This is a genomic window from Rhodococcus sp. 21391 (genome assembly GCF_016772255.1).
In the GTDB taxonomy this organism is placed as follows: Bacteria; Actinomycetota; Actinomycetes; order Mycobacteriales; family Mycobacteriaceae; genus Rhodococcus_F; species Rhodococcus_F opacus.
The window spans coordinates 7,026,236-7,044,574 of record NZ_CP063781.1; the positions used below are offsets into that span (position 1 = coordinate 7,026,236).

An 18,339-nucleotide genomic window follows, 5' to 3' on the forward strand; every position below is an offset into this window, starting at 1 on the left:
TGCGTCAGTTCGCGGCGAGGGTGCGGCTGATGACCAGGCGTTGAATCTGGTTGGTGCCCTCGAAGATCTGCGTGATCTTCGCTTCCCGCATGTACCGCTCGACGCGGAAGTCGCGGGTGTAGCCGTAGCCGCCGAGCACCTGGACGGCGTCGGTGGTGACCTTCATGGCGGCGTCGGTGGCGACGAGCTTGGCGACGGACGCGTTGCGGGAGTACGGCAGGCCGGCGTCGCGGCGACGGGCCGCGTCGATGTAGGTGGCGCGCGCGGAGTCGACGGCGGCGGCCATGTCGGCCAGCAGGAAGCCGAGTCCCTGATGGTCGATGATCTTCTTGCCGAACGCAGTCCGCTCCTGGGCGTAGGCGACGGCCTCGTCGAGGGCGGCCTGCGCGAGCCCGACGGCGACCGCGGCGATGCCAAGCCGGCCGGAATCGAGTGCGCTGAACGCGATCTGCAGACCCTGCCCTTCCGCGCCGATACGTCGTTCCGCGGGCACGAAGGCGTCGTCGTAGTGCGCGGACGTTGTCGGCACGGCGTGCAGGCCCATCTTCTCCTCGGGCTTGCCGAACGTCAGGCCCTCGGTGTCCTTCGGGACCAGGAAGCAGGAGATCCCCTTCGATCCCTCACCGGTGCGGGCGAAGAGGTTGTAGAAATCGGCGATGCCGCCGTGGGTGATCCACGCCTTCGCGCCGTTGACGACGTACCCGCCGTCGGTCGCTGTGGCTTTGCAGGTCAGTGCGGCGGCGTCGGATCCGGCCTGCGGCTCGGACAGGCTGTAGGCGCCGATGGTGTTGCCGCCGAGCATCTCCGGGAGCCACTGCTGCTTCTGCTCGTCCGTGCCGAACGCCATCAGTGGGTGGCAGGCAAGGCTGTGGACGCTGACCGCGACCGCGACCGATGCCCAGCGGGCGGCGATCTCCTCGAGCACCTGCAGGTACACCTCGTACGGCTGCGCGCCGCCGCCCCACTCCTCCGGGTACGGCAGGCTCAGCAGTCCGGCCTCGCCGAGGGTGGCGAACACGCCTTCGGGGTAGGTCTCCGACTTCTCGTGCTCGTCGACGATCGGCGTCAGGACCTTGTCGGCGACGTCGCGCGTGAGCTGGATCAGGTCACGGGCTTCGTCAGTAGGCAGCAAGCGATCGACGGCCACGGTTTCTCCTCGAGAAGGCTACGGAAAACAGTACTGGATTACGCCCCAGGGTACTGATTGCGAAATAGTACTGCAAGGCATCTCCCAGTACTATTTCTGTCATGGAGCAGCCCACCCGACCCGGTTTCGCCACCCGACGGCGCACCCAGCTCTTCGACGCCCTCGTCGACCTGATCCTGGTCGAGGGGTTCGCCCACCTGACGCTCGACGAGATCGCGAACCGGCTGCGCTGTTCGAAGTCGACGCTGTACACCCTCGCCGGCAGCAAAGAGCAGCTCGTCCGGGCCGCTACCGTGCACTTCTTCCGCCGCGCGACCGACGACGTCGAGTCGCACATCGAGCCGATCGCCGGGGCCCGCGAGCGGATCACCGCCTACCTGTCGGCCGTGGGCACCGCCCTCTCGGCCGCATCCGACCAGTTCATGGCCGACCTCGACGCCTTCCCACCGGCACGGGAGGTGTACGAACGGAACACCCAGTTCGCGGCCGGTCGAGTCCAGGAGTTGATCACCGAAGGCGTCGCCGGCGGGGACTTCCGCGACGTGCACGCCGCCTTCGCCGCCGACCTCGCCGCCACCATGATGGTCCGCATCCAGCAACGCGGGGTCCGCGACAGCACCGGACTCGACGACGCGCACGCCTACGCCGAACTTGCCGCGATCCTCACGGGCGGCATCAGCGCCTGAACCGTGTCACCGAGTTCGTGCGCCGAGTAGTTCCGCGGTTCTGCGCAACCGCATCAGCACCTGTAGATCGAGAGCCTTGTCGGGGTTGCGCCAGTCCGGGCCGAGGAGGCGGTCGATCGCGTCGAGACGCTGGTAGAGAGTGTTGACGTGCACGCCGAGACTCGCCGCGGTCGCCGAATGGTGGCGTCCGTGAGCCAGATACTCCGACAGTGTTTCCAGCAGTGGCACTCCGCGTTTGGCCTGCTCCGCCATCAGCGGCCCCAGTTGGGCCTCGGTGAGTTCGTCGAGGTGGTCGCGCGCCATGTGACTCAGCAGGATCCGGTAGATGCCCAGGCCGCGCGCGGACGAGACGTCCCCCGCGCGTCCCAATGTGTCGAGCACATCGACGGTCTGCTGGGCTTCGACATAGGCCTGCGCGAGCGCCTTCGCGCCACGCGCGGGCTCCGCGATTCCGATCGTCGCGTCGAGCCGTCCGGCGGTGAACACCGCCTGGACGGAGGCGGAATCCTTGGCGGGCACGACCGCCAGTGCGCGGGAACCATGCTCCGCGGCAACGGTTCCCGAAGGGAAGGCGAATGTCCCGAGAGCGGTACGGACCGTGTCCGGGCCCGTGGCGATCGCCACGGCGACGCAGTACGTCGTGTCGGGGTTGAGCCCGGCCAACCGCAGTTGGCGGCGCTCGTCCTGTGCGGTCGCGGCGGGATGGGTCAGCAGATCGACGAGAAAGGCATCCCGTGCACGACGCGTCGCCTCCCCCGCGGCACGTTCCTCGGCGAGCGACAGCGCGATCGCGGGTGCCGCACGTTCGAGCAGGAGACGCGTGGTCGGCTGCCCGGCTCCCACGCACAGGAGGGCGCCGAGCATCTCGCCGGCCGCCGCGACACGCTGTGCGACCACCTCGTCGCGTTCGGCGTGGTCCTTCCCTCCCGCCCGAAGCTCGCGAACCGCGGCCGACACGTCATCGGCGTGCGGCATCAGTTCGACGGGCAACGCGGATTCGTCCTGCACGAAATAGGCCGGTTGCCGGGAGAGCTGCGCGACCTCCTGCACCAAACGCTGCACTCCCGCCCCGAGCAGCACCACCTGAGTCAGCGTCCGATCCCACTGCAGTATCTGTTCGAGCTCGGTTGTGCGCTGTGATAATTCGGCGTTCACCGATTCGAGCCGTGCGACGGTGTCGCGCTCACGTTCCAACGAGCGAACGTTCTCGATCGCGATCGCTGCATGGGCTGCCAGCGCCGACAGCAGCGCGATCTCGGATTCGGTGAAGGCCCGCTCCTGACGCTTGCACGCGAACAGGGCACCGATGACGCGGTCGGCGACGCGCAGGGGCACCCCGAGCAGGCCGCGCATGTTCTCCGACCGCGCTGCGCTGTCGGCTCCGGTGATGTGCCGGAACGCCGGTTCGCTCTGGTAGTCGGGCGTCCACTCCGGTGCGGACCTGCGGACGATCAGGCCCACGAGTCCTTCGTCCAGGGACAGTCGGATTCCGACGAGGTTCGGGGTCAAGGCCCCGCTGGTGACCTCGATGACGAATTCCTCGTCGTACACCGATCCCATGTAGGCGAGATCCACACCGAGCAGTTGCCGCGCCTGATCGACCACTTCCTGCAGCAACACCCGGTCGTAGCGGACGGTCGTCAGCCTGGCGGCGATGTCGTTGAGCGCCGCCAGCTCCCTACTGCGCTGTTGGCGCTGGTCGAGCTGCGCGCGGAGCCGGAGGGCGGCGTTGGCTTCGCGTTCGACCGCGGCCCTGTCGGACGCGCCGGATTCCTCGATCAGCGTGCGCCGGAGGGCATCGAGTTCGTCGACGGGTGCGTCGTCGAGCAGCAGCTCCATCCAGCCGCGATCGGCAGTACTCACTGGTGTCTCCATCCATGGATTCCTGGATTTGATAGATGAAATCTACATTGGCCGAGATCCAGATCACAGTTAGATTCGAGACATCACCTTCTCGCCCGCAAAGGACCGGTTTTCGCCATGCTGATCGATGCACTGTTGGCATCCCTCCCCGCGGATCGCGTCGTGCGCGACCCCGACGTCGTCGCGAAGTACCAGCACGACGAAGCCGAGTGGGCGCCGTACGCAGCACCGCTCGCGGTCGTCCGGCCCCGAACGGCCCTCGAAGTCCAGGCTGTCGTGCGCGCCTGCCTCGACCACGACACCGCCGTCGTCACCCGGGGCGCCGGGACCGGTCTGTCCGGCGGAGCGAACGCGACCGACGGCTGCGTCGTCCTCGCCCTCGAGGGCATGAACGCGATCAAGGAAATCGATCCGCTCGAGCGGTATGCCGTCGTCGAGCCCGGCGTGGTGAACGACCATCTCCGCGCCGCGTGCGCCGAACACGGACTCTGGTATCCGCCGGATCCGGCCAGTTCACCGTGGTCGACGATCGGAGGGAACGTCGCCACCAACGCGGGCGGACTGTGCTGCGTCAAGTACGGCGTCACCCGTGACTACGTGCTCGGCATGCAGATCGTGACCGGCACCGGTGACCTCGTGCGCCTCGGACGCAAGACCGCCAAGGGTGTGGCCGGTTACGATCTGGCGGGCCTCATGGTCGGATCCGAGGGAACGCTCGGCGTCATCACCGAAATCACCGTCAAACTGCGACCGCTCCAGGACCCGCAGCGCACGGTGGCCGGCTACTTCGATTCCATTGTCGACGCGGGCCGGGCCGTCAGCGCGGTGGCCGCGGCGGGGCTCACCCCGTCGGCGCTCGAACTGGTGGACAAGCAGTGCCTCATCGCCGTCGACGCCTGGAAGAAGATGGGATTGTCGGTGGAGGCGAACGTCGTTCTGCTCGGCCGCATCGACACTGCAGGAGTCGTCGGCGACCAGGAAGCGGAGAAGATGCTGTCGTGCTTCGACGAAGCCGGAGCCACCTGGTCTGCCGTCTCCACCGACCAGGAGGAAGCCGACGCGTTGTTCGCTGCGCGTCGTCTGGCCTACCCTGCGATGGAACGACTCGGACCGGTCCTCACCGAAGACGTGTGCGTGCCGAAACGGGCTGTCCCCGAGATGCTTGCGCGCATCGAACAGATCGGCATCGCCCACGAGACCACCATCGCCAACATCGCACACGCCGGCGACGGAAACCTGCACCCGCTCCTCATCACACCCCGCGGCGACGAGGCGGCCCGCGCCCGCGCGCAGGCCGCGTTCGCGGACATCATCGACGCGGCACTGGAACTCGGCGGCACGGTCACCGGCGAGCACGGCGTCGGTCTACTGAAGATGGACGGCCTCGCCCAGGAACTCGATCCGGTCGTCCTCGGCATGCATCGATCGGTGAAGAACGCCCTCGACCCGCGCGGAATCATGAACCCCGGGAAGATCTTCTCGTAAACCACCCCGAGCACCAACGCCTGTCACGCACGCTTTTCGGCCGAGCGGGACACGGCGGTCCGACCCATGCCCACTCCTCAGAAAGTCGAGTCACACATGTCCTCTGTACTGCAGAAACCCGAGATCGAGGCGAGGGTGGTCCGGAAGGTCGCCCGGCGGCTCATTCCGTTCCTCGGCCTGGCCTACTTCGTCAACTATCTCGACCGGACCAATATCGGGCTGGCGAAGCTGACGATGAGTGAGGAGCTCGGACTCACCGAGACCATGTTCGGTCTGGCCTCCGGGCTTTTCTTCATCGGATATCTCCTGTTCGAGGTGCCGAGCAATCTCGCGCTGCACAGGTTCGGGGCGCGCCGGTGGATCGCCCGGATCATGCTCACGTGGGGAATCATCGCGGCGGCCATGGCCTTCGTGCCCAATGCCGGCTCGCTGTACACGCTGCGCATGCTGCTGGGTATCGCCGAGGCGGGATTCTTCCCGGGTGTTCTGCTCTACCTGACCCTGTGGTTTTCCCCGCGCCTATCGGGTCCGGCTGATGGGCCTGTTCCTTCTCGCGCTCCCGGTGTCGTCGGCGCTCGGAGCCCCGTTGTCGAGCGCCATCATCCAGTACTGGGACGGGTTGTTCGGACTGTCCGGGTGGCGGGTCGTGTTCCTGATCGAGGGGATCCCGGCCGTCGTGCTCGCGGTGGTCACCTGGTTCTACCTGACGGACCGGCCCTCGCAGGCCACATGGCTGGACGAGGACGAAAAGGTGTGGCTCACTCGTGAACTCGAATCCGAGGCGACCGAATCCGGTTCTCATATCAGCGGGTCGGTACGCCGGGCGGTGACCGATTCCCGCGTCTGGATGCTGGGGCTCGTCTACTTCGGGATCACCTACGGGTTGTACTCGCTCAGTTTCTTCCTGCCGAGCATCGTCGCCGGTTTCAAGAAGACGTTCGACACCGACTTCTCGCTGTTCACCACCGGGTTGATCGTCGCGGTCCCGTTCGCGGTGGGTGCTGTCGCAATGGTGTTGTGGAGCAGACACTCCGACCGAACCGGTGAAAGGATCTGGCACGTCGCCATCCCCACCCTGATCGGAGCCGTCTCCATTCCGATCGCCCTGTACATGCAGTCGCCGCTCACGACGATGATCGCGGTGACCGTCAGCGCGGTCGGTGTGTTCTGTGCCCTGCCGGTGTTCTGGTACCTGCCCAGTACATTCCTCACCGGCGCGGGTGCCGCCGCGGGTATCGCGGTCGTCAACTCGGTGGGCAACATGAGCGGCTTCGGGGCCCCGTACGTCACGGGTTGGCTGTTCGACGCCACCGGTAATTCACGCGCAGGCCTGTGGGTCGTAGGGGCGGTCATGCTCGTCGCCGTGGTGCTGGTACTCGTGCTCAGATCGCGGGTAAGTCCCACTCGCAGTGCCGAAGACATCGGCGGGGAGGTCGTCGCCGCACACCACTGATCCGAGAACAGGCGCTGCCGGGCGGTCGACGGCAGCGCCTTCGTCATTGCTCCTCGGCGATCCGCTCCAGCAGCGGCCGGGTTCGGTAGGGGATGGCGTCGCGCATCGCCACGGACACCGTGGTGCGCTCGATCCCGGGCACGGCGAGGATGAGGCCGGCGACCCGATACAGATCGTCGGCATCGACGGCGACCACGCCGATGTGCAGGTCCGCCGCTCCGGAGATGCCGACGACCTCCACGACCTCGGCGATGTCCCGCAGGTGCTCGATGACATCCTCGAGGCGATGCTGGTCGACCACCGCGGTGACGAACGCCTGCAGGGGGTACCCCAGATCGCGGGGTGACACGCAGCGGTCGACGGGTGCGAGCACTCGTTGCTCCTCCCAGCGAGACATCCTTGCTTGCACGGTATTACGTGCCATCCCCAGCAGGGAGGCCAATTGCACCCCGGTGGCGCGAGGGGCGTCGCACAGCGCGAGCAGGAGGCGGGCATCGGTCCGATCGAGTCTCGTCATGTAGCGCAGTATGCCAGAGTTCGGGACGTCATATTTGCGCATTCTGCTTAATCTTCTCAACATCACTTGCGCATGATGAATCCTGATGATTGTGTGAATACAACATTCTGACCGACCCGGTCACTCGCGGGCGGCGAGCTCTCCCGGTACATCACTTTCGGAGGTTTTCGTGTTCGACAATGACGATGTGGTGCAGCTGGTCACTGAAAACGGTGCGCGAGTAGATCATCCGGACTACTCCAGGTACGTCGACGATGTCGACATCACGTCGGTGCGTGCGCTGTACGAAGACCTGGTCGTGGTGCGGCGCATCGACGCGGAGGCGACCGCGCTGCAGCGTCAGGGCGAACTGGGACTGTGGGCTCCGCTGCTGGGGCAGGAAGCGGCGCAGGTCGGATCGGCGCGCGCCCTCCGTCCGGACGACTTCGTCTTCGCCAGCTACCGCGAACACGGAGTCGCGTACTGCCGCGACGTCGATCCCACCCACATGCTCAGGTTCTGGCGAGGGTCGACGCACTCGGGCTGGAACCCGTTCGAGTACAACATGACGACCCCCGCGATCATCGTCGGCGCGCAGGCACTGCACGCCACCGGGTATGCGATGGGCATGCAGTTCGACGGCTCTGACGGCGCCGCGATCACCTACTTCGGCGACGGCGCCACCAGTCAGGGCGACATCTCCGAGGCCTTCGGGTTCGCCGCGAGCTTCAATGCCCCCGTGGTGTTCTTCTGCCAGAACAACCAGTGGGCAAACTCCGAACCGGTCAGCCTGCAATCGCGGGTGAGTATCGCCGCGCGGGGCAGGGGCTTCGGTGTTCCCAGCGTGCGCGTCGACGGCAACGACGTCCTCGCCGTGATCGCCGTGACCCGGGCCGCGCTCGAACGGGCACGGGAAGGCAGCGGACCCACCCTGATCGAGGCGGTCACCTACCGGATGGGCCCGCACACCACGTCCGACGACCCGTCCCGGTACCGCCCCGCTGCGCTCGACGAGGAATGGAAACGCAAGGACCCCCTCGACCGCATCCGCGCCCTCCTCGAGTCGGCGGGCGCGATCGACGACGACTACCTCGCCGCCGTGCAGCAGCGCGCCGACGACACCGCCGCGGCGTTGCGCCGCGGATGCCTCGCGACCGTCGAACCCGAGCCGATGTCCTTGTTCGACAACGTGTACGCCGAACCCCATCCCCTCGTCGACGAAGAGCGCCGCCAGTTCGCCGCCTACCTCGACAGTTTCGAAGGAACCGACGCATGAGCACAGTCATCTCCGCGGCCGCCCCGACCACGCTTCCGCTCGGCAAGGCCCTCAACGCCGGCCTGCGCCGCGCCCTCGAGAACGACCCGAAGGTCGTGCTCATGGGAGAGGACATCGGCAAACTCGGCGGTGTCTTCCGCATCACCGACGGACTGCAGAAGGATTTCGGTCCCAACCGCGTCATCGACACGCCGCTCGCCGAATCCGGGATCATCGGCACCGCAGTCGGTCTCGCGATGCGCGGTTACCGACCGGTGTGCGAGATCCAGTTCGACGGGTTCATCTACCCCGGCTTCGACCAGATCGTCTCGCAGGTAGCCAAACTGCACTACCGCATGAGCGGCAACGTCAAGATGCCGATCACCATCCGCGTCCCGTACGGCGGTGGCATCGGTGCGATCGAGCATCACTCCGAGTCGCCGGAGGGGTACTTCGCCGCGACCGCAGGTCTTCGCGTCGTCACCTGCAGCACCGCCGCCGATGCGCACACGATGATTCAGCAGGCCATCGCGTCGGACGATCCGGTGCTGTTCTTCGAACCCAAGCGCCGGTACTGGGAGAAGGGGCAGATCGACCCGGCGGCCGAGGCGAGTCCACTGCACAAGGCCCGCGTGGTCGTACCGGGCACCGACGCCACCGTCGTCGCGTACGGGCCGCTCGTGACAACTGCACTGGAGGCCGCGAAAGTCGCTGCGGGCGAGGGTAGGTCGATCGAGGTGATCGATCTGCGGTCCATTTCCCCGCTCGACGTCGACACAGTCGCCGCGTCCGTGCAGCGCACCGGACGCCTGGTGATCACTCACGAGGCGCCCGTGTTCCTCGGGATCGGTGCCGAAATCGCGGCCCGCATCAGCGAGCGTTGCTTCTATCACCTCGAAGCACCGGTGGCCCGCGTCGGCGGCTTCACCGTCCCGTATCCGCCGGCGAAACTCGAAGAGCATTTCCTGCCGGACGTCGACCGCATCCTCGACGCCGTCGACCGCACCTTCACCGCGTAGGACCAGGAGTTCGCCATGCCCACTGTCAAGACATTCCTGCTGCCCGACCTCGGCGAGGGCCTCACCGACGCCGAACTGCTGACCTGGCTGGTGAAGGTCGGCGATACCGTGACGCTCAACCAGATCATCGCCGAGGTCGAAACGGCGAAGGCGTCGGTGGAGTTGCCCTCGCCCTACGCCGGAACGGTGGTCGCGTTGCACGCCGAGGAGGGGACGACCGTCGACGTCGGCAGCCCCTTCATCGACGTAGCGGTCGCCGGCGAGGACCCGGCGGACGCGCCCGAGTCGACCGCTGCTGCGGCCCCGGCAGAGCGGACCCCGGTCCTCGTCGGGTACGGCGTGGCCGAAGACTCCTCGAGCCGACGCCGGCAAAGGCGTCCGGCGGCGGGAACCCGACTCGACGACACCGCGGCGCCGGGCACGTCGCGTCCGTTGGCCTCACCGCCGGTGCGGTTCGCCGCGAAGCAACACGGAGTCGACCTCAGCGAGGTCGACGCAACCGGGGTGCACGGTGAAGTCACCAGGGACGACCTCGAACGCCACCGCACCGCCACCCCGGTGACGACGTCGGCGGCGACGGTCCCGCCGGACGCCGACGAGGAACGCATCCCGATCAAGGGCGTCCGCAAGCACACTGCCGCAGCGATGGTCCGAAGCGCATTCACCGCCCCGCATGTCACCGAGTTCGTCACGGTAGATGTCACCCCGACGATCGACCTGCTGGCACAGCTACGCGAAACGAAGCACTTGACCGACGTGCGCCTGACACCACTGACGTGGGTGGCCAAGGCATTGCTCGTGGCGCTGCGCACCAACCCGACCCTGAATTCGTCCTGGGACGAGGACTCCCAGGAGATCGTCCTCAAACGCTCCGTGAACCTCGGCATCGCGGCCGCCACCCCGCGCGGGCTGATGGTGCCGAACATCAAGAACGCACACACCCTCGGTCTGCGCGACCTCGCGATCGCCCTGTCGGATCTGACGAACACGGCGAAGGAGGGCAAGACCGGACCCGCCGATCTCGCCGACGGCACGATCACGATCACCAATGTCGGCGTCTTCGGTGTCGACGCGGGTACGCCCATCCTCAACCCCGGTGAGGCGGCGATCCTGTGCTTCGGGGCGATCCGCAGGCAGCCGTGGGAACACCAGGGCGAGATCGCGTTGCGGTCGGTCACCACACTGAGCCTGTCGTTCGACCATCGACTGGTCGACGGTGAGCAGGGATCGAGATTCCTCGCGGCCATCGGTCAGATCCTGTCGGACCCGTTGACGTTGATCGCGCTCAGCTGAAGTCCTGTTCATTTCGACCTTTCCGGCACGTCCCATGGCGTGCCCGACCGAGGGAGTTCCCCATGTCCGACCAACCGGACGTCCTGATTCTCGGCGGTGGATCCGGCGGGTACGCATGTGCCTTCCGCGCCGCGCAACTGGGTAAGACCGTCACCCTGATCGAAGAGGACAAGGTCGGCGGCACCTGCCTGCACCGAGGGTGCATCCCCACCAAGGCGCTCGTGCACGCCGCCGAGGTCGCCGACACCGTCACGCACGCGTCGGCCCTCGGTATCGGTGCGACGCTCGACGGGATCGACCTCGGCGGTGTCCACGCCTACAAGAACGCGACGGTCGAACGCCTGTACAACGGCCTGCAGGGGCTGGTTCGCGGCCACAAGATCGAGGTGGTGCACGGAACCGGCCGCTACGGCGGAGGCCGCACCGTGCACGTCGGCGATCGCACGATCACCGGCACGTCGCTGGTGCTCGCGACCGGCTCGCAGGTCCGGAGCCTGCCCGGACTCGAGATCGGTGGCCGCATCCTCACGAGCGACGAGGCACTGACGTTTCCCGAACTTCCGAAGCGCGTCGTCGTACTCGGCGGCGGTGTCATCGGGGTCGAATTCGCCAGCATCTGGGCATCGTTGGGTGCCGCCGTCACCATCGTCGAAGCCCTGCCCCGGCTCGTCGCCGCCGAAGACGAGTGGTCCTCGAAGCAACTCACCCGGGCCCTCCGCAAACGCGGCATCACCATCATGACCGGCACCCGATTCGCGAAGGCGGTCCAGCACGAGAGCACGGTCAGCGTTACGGTGGAGTCGGGCGACACGATCGAGGCGGACCTGGTGCTCGTCGCGGTCGGCCGCGGACCTCGGACCGCCGACATCGGGCTCACCGAGAACGGCGTCGCACTCGACCCCCGCGGTTTCGTCGCGGTCGACGACTCTCTGCGCACCTCGCAGCCGGACGTGTACGCGGTCGGCGACATCGTCGCCGGTCCGCAACTCGCGCATCGCGGATTCCAGCAGGGCATCTTCGTCGCGGAAACGATCGCCGGCCTGAGCCCGGCACCGGTCGAGGACAGCGGCATCCCCCGGGTGACGTACTCCAACCCCGAGGTCGCGTCGGTCGGGCTCACCGAAGACCAGGCCCGCGAGCGGCACGGAGACGTCGCCACCGTCGTGTACGACCTCGCCGGCAACGGCAAGAGTCAGATCCTCGGAACCAGCGGCGGCGTCAAACTGGTGCGTGCCGGAGCCACGGAGGGACCGGTCGTCGGAATCCACATGGTCGGCGAGCGCGTGGGCGAACTCATCGGCGAGGCGCAACTGATCGTCAACTGGGGCGCGTACCCCGACGAAGTCGCCACCCTCGTGCACGCGCACCCCACCCAGGCCGAAGCACTCGGCGAGGCACACCTCGCTCTCGCGGGTACACCACTGCACAGTCACAGCTGATCGCTGGCCGACCTCGCTTGCCGCACCCGTCGCCGGCTGAAGTCTTTCACAATCCTGCAGTCCAAAACGTCTCGAGCTTCTCGGCCGTGATCACGGTGCCGAAGTTCTGTGCGACGACGGACACCGAAGCGTCGTGGGCTGTTCGGCTGTAGGTGGCGGCGCAGTCTTCGACGAGCGAAACCCAGTATTCGTGAAACAGCGCGCTACGCAGACTCGACTCGACACACACCTCGGTGGCGACCCCGGTGAAGAGCAGGGAATCGATGCCGAGGGAACGCAGGGTGAGGTCGAGGTTGGTGCCGACGAAGGCGCTGAACCGGTTCTTCGTGATCACCACGTCGCCGTCCTGCGGAGCGACGGCGTAATAGTCTGCCCCGGGTGTTCCTGTGCGGCAGGTAATTCCGGTGCGTGCCGCGTCCGGCCCCTCGCCGATGCGGCCGAGCCACTGGGGTGTATCGGTGGTTTCGTCGTGCAGGGTACGTACGAAGATCACCCGGACCCCGGCCGTGCGTGCGGACGCGACGAGGTGATCCAGGCGCGGTGCCATCGCCACCGGGGCGGTCACGTCGAAGCCCTTCTGTGCCAGCGACCCGTCGGGAGAGCAGAAATCCTTCTGCATGTCGATGACGATCAGTGCGCACCGGGCGGGGTCGTAGCGGAACGGGACCGAGCTCATTTCGTGGTGTCCTTCCCTGTCAGGGTTGTGCGGAAATCTTGTTCGGCGTTGAGCCGCTACCAGATGACGACGGCGGCTCCGGTAGCCAGCAGCAGTCCGGCCATCACCGGGACGACGAGATGGCGGACCAGTTCGGCAACCGGTATCCGGCAGAATCCGGCGACCACCACCAGCGACGACCAGATCACGAGAGTTCCCCCGCCCGTCCATGTGGCGCCGTTCTGGGCGATGGCAGCCAAGGTCGCGGTGTCCATTCCGGACTGCGGTGCCAGCGCGGCAGCCAATCCGCCGGTGAGGGGTAAGCCCGCCCACCCCGAACCGTCGAGACCGACCGCCATACCGATGAAGAGCATGCTGAGCGCGACGAAGACGCCGTTGTCGGGGATGTACGGCTGCACCCGTTCGACGGTGTCGAAGAGGAAGGCCGGACCGGTGGTGTCGTCGTCGAGTCCGAGAATGGCGCCCGAATAGTCGGGAATTCCGATGTACACGAAACCTGCGACGGGAAGGATGATGCCCATCGCCTTGAATGCGTACGACAGACCATCGATGAAGTGGGTGGCGCAGAATTCGAGCGCATCGGAGCGTCGTGAGGTGACGGTCACGAGGGCCATCAGGATGATTGCCGTGCCTCCCACCAGAGACGCGCCCGCGCCGTCCTCCCAGGGGACGAGGTCGGTGAAACGACCGACCAACATGTAAACCAGGACGGCGACGAACGCGGCAGGCACGCCGATCGCCCACGCACGGGTCAGAGTCGGGCGATCGGTGATTCTCGTTCCGTCGTCCTCGAACCCGGGCAGTTCCTCGTCGAGCACGTCCGTGGCGGTGGGTGAGACCGCGACATCCGGGCTCGGCGCGAAACCGGCAGCCGGGCCGGCGGGCGTGCCACCGACACCGCCGGGGGGATGCCCGGTTCCACCGATCGGGTCGGTGCCCGGAACCGCGTCCGTACGCATCCTGCGGCGGACGGTCAGGAAGTAGGCGAGCACCGCCGCAGTGATACCGACGATCAATGAGATCACCAGGGCACGATCGGCGATGTCGTCGGCGGGAATGCCCGCGCCGCTCGCGGAAATCGACGGCGCAAGACCGATCACGTAGTCGGAGGCGATCGACATCCCCTGGCCGGAGATCGCGAGAACCACCGCAGCTCCGAGCGGTGGCAGACCCACCTTGATCGCGGCAGGAAGCAGGACCGCACCGATCAGGGCCAGCGCCGGGGTCGGCCAGAAGAACAGCGAGAGAAAATAGGTGAAGACGAACAGCACGATGTACGCGACGCGACCATTGACCATCCACCGACTGACGGGGCGGACCATCACCTCATCGGAACCGATCGCCCGCATCGCCGCGAGCATCGAGGTCACCGCCGCGATGACGATGAAGATCTCGAACAGCGCGGTGCCGGAAGTGATGGTGGCCCGGAACACCGACATGATGGCATTCGGGACGCTGCCGCTGTACGCAAGTGCCGTGGCAAATGTCGCGAGTACCGCGGGGATCATGACGTTCTTGCGTAGTGCCATGGCCACGATCAGAGAAGCAAGGCCGACTAAGAACACGATCTGCGCAGCGCCCACGTGCGACTCCTTGTATCGAACTACTTGCGGCGAGTACCTCGGAAGTGTGCGGGTGAGGACGGCCGGGTCATGACCGTTGTCGGGTCACGACGCGGGGCACCGCAGCCCGGTTGTCGCATGATCATCGCCTTCCTTTGATGTGTCGTCAACGTCAAAGTGACTATGCGAGAGCCGATTCGATGTGCAAGGTGCGCAGAAAATGACAACCGCGTTTCGGCTTCGGCGGGTCGTGTGAACGATTACAGTATTCTGCGGCTTCGCGGGCCGGGAACGGCGCCGGAGACCTCGCGACTAACCGCACGTGCAGGCGCACGACGAGCCGCTCGTGTCCGAGGAAGAGGGGGGCGTCCCCGGACACGAGCGGCGGACGGTCTCCCGGCCGAGGGGGACCGGTCAGGGGACCTGGCTGCCACTCGGGGCCGTCGATCCCGGGGCAGCGTGGATGCGGGGTACCCGCCGACGTGCGGGGCTACTCGCTTCGGGCAGGAAAAGTTTCGCCCGCGTGACGACGCTGCCCGCGGCAGTCCGACCTGCGTAGATCATCCGCCACCCGGGCGATCCACCGGACGCACACGAGAGTGCGAGGCCCCGAGAACGATTGGGCGGGTGTTTAGTTGTGCGTAACACCATCTTCATGGACGCATCCAGAAAATTCTGCCCGAGTTGTAAGTCGGCCATCGGATGGGGGCCGTCGGCGATATCCTTGGGTATCTCCTCGAGAGGCCAGCGGTGGTGCACTTCTTCGACAGTGGCTCGGACCGGAAGAATCGATCCAGTCGATGACGGACAACGATCCCTTCGCGACGCAACAACGCGGACCGACTGCATTCGTCGATCGACTACCTCCCGCCGATCGCCTACGAGACGCGCTACCGTGAACAGCGCCCCACCGTCGCCTCGATCCTCGAGGTGGCCTGAACGAAGTCTCCACTCGATCCAGGGCGGTTCAACCTGATCTGGGAACGCACCCGCCACACTCAGCGGCTGCGACCCGCGCTGCGCGAGTACTTCCCGGCGGCCTTGGAGGCGTTCGAAGACCTCGACGCCGCCGATGTCCTCGAGCTGCTCGGGAAGGTCCCCGACCCGGCCGCGGCGGCGCGGCTGACGCGGGGGCAGATCATGGCAGCGCTCCGCAAGGCCCGCCGCCGTGACATCGAGACCAAGACCGATCGGATCCAGACCGCACTGCGAGCCGAGCAGCTGGGTCGCGCGGAGACGATCGCCGCCGCATATGCGGCCACCACCCGCTCCGCTGTCGCCGCGCTGACCACTCTCAACCAGGAGGTCAAGGCGTTGCAGGGGCAGGTCGATGCGCATTTTGGCCGGCACCCGGACGCTGAGATCATCCTGTCCCAGCCCGGGATGGGACCGCTGCTCGGCGCACGGGTCCTCGGCGAGTTCGGGGACGACCCGAACGGTTTGCCACCGCCAAGGCACGCAAGAACTACGCCGCTACCAGCCCGATCACCCGTGCCTCCGGCAAGAAGAAGGTCGTCGTGGCCCGGTTCGTCCTTGGGCGATCGGCTCGTCGATGCCCTGAACTCGCAGGCATTCTCGGCCCTGCAAGCCTCTCGCGGCGCCCGCGCCTACTACGACAAGCAACGCGACCGCGGTCTCGACCACGGTCCCGCCCTGCGGCAACTGGCAAACCGGCTCGTCGGCATCTTGCACGGATGCCTCAAGACCCGCACCCGATACGACGAAACGACCGCGTGGTCACATCACGCCGAGAAGCCTGCGGCTTGACACTCGAGCTCCTGGGATGTCTTTACCGCTTCGGTTTTCGTGCCGGCCAGCCAGGCGGGGGCGAGCATCGACAGGGTGGTGTGGGCGTACCAGGCGCGGTAGGTGCGCACCTGATACTGATCGAGGCCGGCCTCGTTTGGCTTGGGCCACGTTCAACGATCTTGGACGGGCCATCAGCGCCTCGGAGGCAGTCCGTCCAGGGCGGTACCCGACGCCTCACGCCAAACGCAACCTGCCCCTGTTAGCCACCTTTTCCGCATGTTGAGAGAAGCGGTTCCGTCGCTAGCGGTGCGTCGACCACAGTGTGTGAGCCGCCGTACACCGGGTACGCGGATGTGTCCCGACACATGACTTTGACCTCGCTCGGAGGCAATCCATGGCTTTTCCCGCCGTTGACCGCGGGGTGCAGGTTCCTCGAACCCTGCCTCCCGACACACGACTCCAGATCCGGCGCAATCTGCTCAGTGGCGCAGCAGCTTTCGTGTTGCTACTCGCGTTGACGGTGCTCATGCTGTTCACCCCCATCTTCGACGGCCATGTCGGTGGCGTCGGAGTCGGCTACATCGTCGGGTTCCTTGACTTCCTCGTCGTCCTGGCGGTCGCCGCAATCCATTGCGTGCGCAGCAACCGGCTCGACAATGGTGGGGAGGTCGAGTGATGGACGTGCTGCCGATGATCATCGTGGCCGGCATCGTAGTGGCGACGTTGGGTCTGGCCGCCCTTGCGGCGCGCCGCAATTCGGATACCGGCGACCACTACGTGGCAGGCCAACGCGTCAGCGGTCTGCAAAATGGGCTGGCACTCGCCGGTGAGCAACTGTCGGCGGCGTCGCTCCTGGGTATTACCGGAGCGGTGGCACTGACCGGGTTCAGCGGCTTCTATCTGGCCATCGGCATTCCGACGGCATTCCTGCTGGTGTTGCTCGTCGTGGCCGAACCGTTGCGCAACCTCGGCAAATACACCCTCGCCGATGTCGTGTCGTTCCGGTTCGAAGGTCGGTTGCTGCGTGGGTCGATGGCGGTCACAACGCTGCTGATCAGCGTGATCTACATGATGATCCAGTTCGTGGGAGCCGGGATTCTCGCCGAACTGCTCCTGGGCGTGCCGTTTTCGGTTGCGGTGGTCGTCCTTGCGGTGTTGATGACGGTGTACATGCTCCTCGGCGGGATGGTCGCCGCGACCTACATTCAGGTATTCAAGAGCGTGCTGCTACTCGTGGTCGTCTTCATCTTGCTGTTGTTCGTGATCTCACGAACTGGATGGAATCCCGTGGGCCCGCTCGTCGAAGCGTCCGACAAATTCGGTCCCGACGTCGTCAGCGCGCACCGGCTCGATTCCACGTCGGCGTGGAACAATGTGTCACTGATGGTGGGGCTGTCCCTCGGCGTGATGGGGTTGCCGCACGTGATGCTGCGCTTCTTGACGACCAAAGACGCCCGAGCAGCACGCTCGTCGTCCCTGATCGCGATGATCATCTTCTCCGCGTTCTTCCTGCTGCTGCCGATCTTCGGGTACGCCGCCCTCAACGAGGTCGGTCGCGAGACGATCGTGGCCGACAACAAGGGCGGCAACCTCGCGGTGGCACGGCTCGCCGAGGCCGTCAGTGGCAACGTGCTGCTGTCGATCCTCGCCGGAGTGGTGATCGCGACCATCCTCGCGGTCCTCGCAGGGATCGCCATCGCCGCCTCCGGTGCCGCGGCCCACGACCTGTACACCAACGTCATCAAGGGCGGCAACGTCAGTCCCCGCAAACAGCTCGTCGTCGGCCGCATCGCCGGTGTGGTGATCTCGCTGCTGGCGATCTTGCTTGCGCTCGGGGCCCAGAACCTCAACGTCGGGTTCCTCGCGAACGTCGCCTTCGCCATCGCCGCGGCCACACTGACACCGGTACTGGTATTGACGATCTACTGGCGCGGGTTCAACCGATTCGGTGCCCAGGCGGCGATCACCGGTGGGCTACTGCTGAGCGTTCTGCTCGTGGTGATCGGCCCGAACGTGATGGGCGACGACGCGCTCTTTCCGCTGAGCATTCCGGCGATCGTGACCGTTCCCATCTCATTCGCACTCGCGTGGCTCGGCAGCCTGGTCGGGCGCAACAAAGTTGTAGCCAAGGGGCGCCCCTACGACGAAATAGTGGTGAAAGCCTTCCCTCCCCGTCACACGGCCGCAGCCTCCGAAGCCCGATGAGTTTCGTGACG

General features: G+C 66.4%; 14 protein-coding genes and 1 pseudogene. 10 read left to right on the forward strand and 5 right to left on the reverse strand.

Annotated features, from left to right (window positions below; all coding sequences use genetic code 11):
• Nucleotides 1–4 precede the first annotated feature (4 nt).
• Entirely contained in the window at nt 5–1,147 is a 1,143-nt protein-coding gene (locus tag GO592_RS32560; RefSeq protein WP_005567925.1) for an acyl-CoA dehydrogenase family protein, read from the reverse strand.
• A 101-nt stretch (nt 1,148–1,248) separates the two neighbouring features.
• Between GO592_RS32560 and GO592_RS32565 the strand changes: the two genes are divergently transcribed.
• Nucleotides 1,249–1,833, forward strand: coding sequence for a TetR/AcrR family transcriptional regulator (locus tag GO592_RS32565; protein ID WP_005567928.1), 585 nt, complete (start codon nt 1,249–1,251; stop codon nt 1,831–1,833).
• A 6-nt stretch (nt 1,834–1,839) separates the two neighbouring features.
• On the opposite strand, the gene GO592_RS32570 is transcribed toward GO592_RS32565, so the two are convergent.
• Nucleotides 1,840–3,708 (reverse strand): helix-turn-helix domain-containing protein, encoded by a 1,869-nt coding sequence (locus tag GO592_RS32570; protein WP_082324907.1) that lies wholly within the window; start codon nt 3,706–3,708, stop codon nt 1,840–1,842.
• Nucleotides 3,709–3,813: 105 nt separating this feature from the next.
• Here GO592_RS32570 and GO592_RS32575 point away from each other — a divergent pair, with 105 nt between their 5' ends.
• Nucleotides 3,814–5,181 carry an FAD-binding oxidoreductase gene (locus GO592_RS32575; protein ID WP_007297165.1) on the forward strand — a complete coding sequence of 456 codons (1,368 nt, stop codon included), beginning with the start codon at nt 3,814–3,816 and terminating at the stop codon, nt 5,179–5,181.
• 96 nt (nt 5,182–5,277) lie between these two features.
• Nucleotides 5,278–6,634, forward strand: a pseudogene (locus GO592_RS32580) (MFS transporter).
• A gap of 43 nt (nt 6,635–6,677) precedes the next feature.
• On the opposite strand, the gene GO592_RS32585 reads toward GO592_RS32580, so the two are convergent.
• Nucleotides 6,678–7,151, reverse strand: a complete 474-nt coding sequence (locus GO592_RS32585; RefSeq protein ID WP_025433548.1) for an Lrp/AsnC family transcriptional regulator — start codon at nt 7,149–7,151, stop codon at nt 6,678–6,680.
• 169 nt (nt 7,152–7,320) lie between these two features.
• On the opposite strand from GO592_RS32585, the gene pdhA reads away from it, so the two are divergent.
• The 4 genes from pdhA to lpdA all read left to right on the forward strand — a co-directional run bounded on the left by pdhA (nt 7,321) and on the right by lpdA (nt 12,136).
• Nucleotides 7,321–8,406, forward strand: a complete 1,086-nt coding sequence (pdhA, locus tag GO592_RS32590) for a pyruvate dehydrogenase (acetyl-transferring) E1 component subunit alpha (RefSeq protein ID WP_007297164.1) — start codon at nt 7,321–7,323, stop codon at nt 8,404–8,406.
• On the forward strand, nt 8,403–9,404 hold the full coding sequence (locus tag GO592_RS32595) for an alpha-ketoacid dehydrogenase subunit beta (protein WP_007297163.1): 1,002 nt from the start codon (nt 8,403–8,405) through the stop codon (nt 9,402–9,404). The genes pdhA and GO592_RS32595 overlap by 4 nt, the downstream gene beginning before the upstream one ends.
• Before the next feature lie 15 nt (nt 9,405–9,419).
• Nucleotides 9,420–10,697 carry a dihydrolipoamide acetyltransferase family protein gene (locus tag GO592_RS32600; RefSeq protein ID WP_007297162.1) on the forward strand — a complete coding sequence of 426 codons (1,278 nt, stop codon included), beginning with the start codon at nt 9,420–9,422 and terminating at the stop codon, nt 10,695–10,697.
• 62 nt (nt 10,698–10,759) lie between these two features.
• Entirely contained in the window at nt 10,760–12,136 is a 1,377-nt protein-coding gene (lpdA, locus tag GO592_RS32605; RefSeq protein ID WP_007297161.1) for a dihydrolipoyl dehydrogenase, read from the forward strand.
• A 46-nt stretch (nt 12,137–12,182) separates the two neighbouring features.
• Here lpdA and GO592_RS32610 read toward each other — a convergent pair whose 3' ends face one another.
• Together GO592_RS32610 and GO592_RS32615 are read right to left on the reverse strand one after the other, a co-directional pair.
• Nucleotides 12,183–12,812, reverse strand: a complete 630-nt coding sequence (locus GO592_RS32610; protein WP_007297160.1) for a cysteine hydrolase family protein — start codon at nt 12,810–12,812, stop codon at nt 12,183–12,185.
• 56 nt (nt 12,813–12,868) lie between these two features.
• A complete protein-coding gene (locus tag GO592_RS32615) occupies nt 12,869–14,395 on the reverse strand; it encodes a hypothetical protein (protein WP_007297159.1) in 1,527 nt (508 codons plus the stop codon).
• A gap of 1,020 nt (nt 14,396–15,415) precedes the next feature.
• Between GO592_RS32615 and GO592_RS32620 the strand changes: the two genes are divergently transcribed.
• From GO592_RS32620 to GO592_RS32630, 3 genes are all read left to right on the forward strand, one after another.
• A complete protein-coding gene (locus GO592_RS32620) occupies nt 15,416–16,141 on the forward strand; it encodes a hypothetical protein (RefSeq protein ID WP_007297158.1) in 726 nt (241 codons plus the stop codon).
• Nucleotides 16,142–16,517: 376 nt separating this feature from the next.
• Nucleotides 16,518–16,799 carry a hypothetical protein gene (locus GO592_RS32625; protein WP_237720401.1) on the forward strand — a complete coding sequence of 94 codons (282 nt, stop codon included), beginning with the start codon at nt 16,518–16,520 and terminating at the stop codon, nt 16,797–16,799.
• Nucleotides 16,799–18,328 carry a solute symporter family protein gene (locus GO592_RS32630; protein WP_007297156.1) on the forward strand — a complete coding sequence of 510 codons (1,530 nt, stop codon included), beginning with the start codon at nt 16,799–16,801 and terminating at the stop codon, nt 18,326–18,328. The genes GO592_RS32625 and GO592_RS32630 overlap by 1 nt, the downstream gene beginning before the upstream one ends.
• Nucleotides 18,329–18,339: the final 11 nt, after the last annotated feature.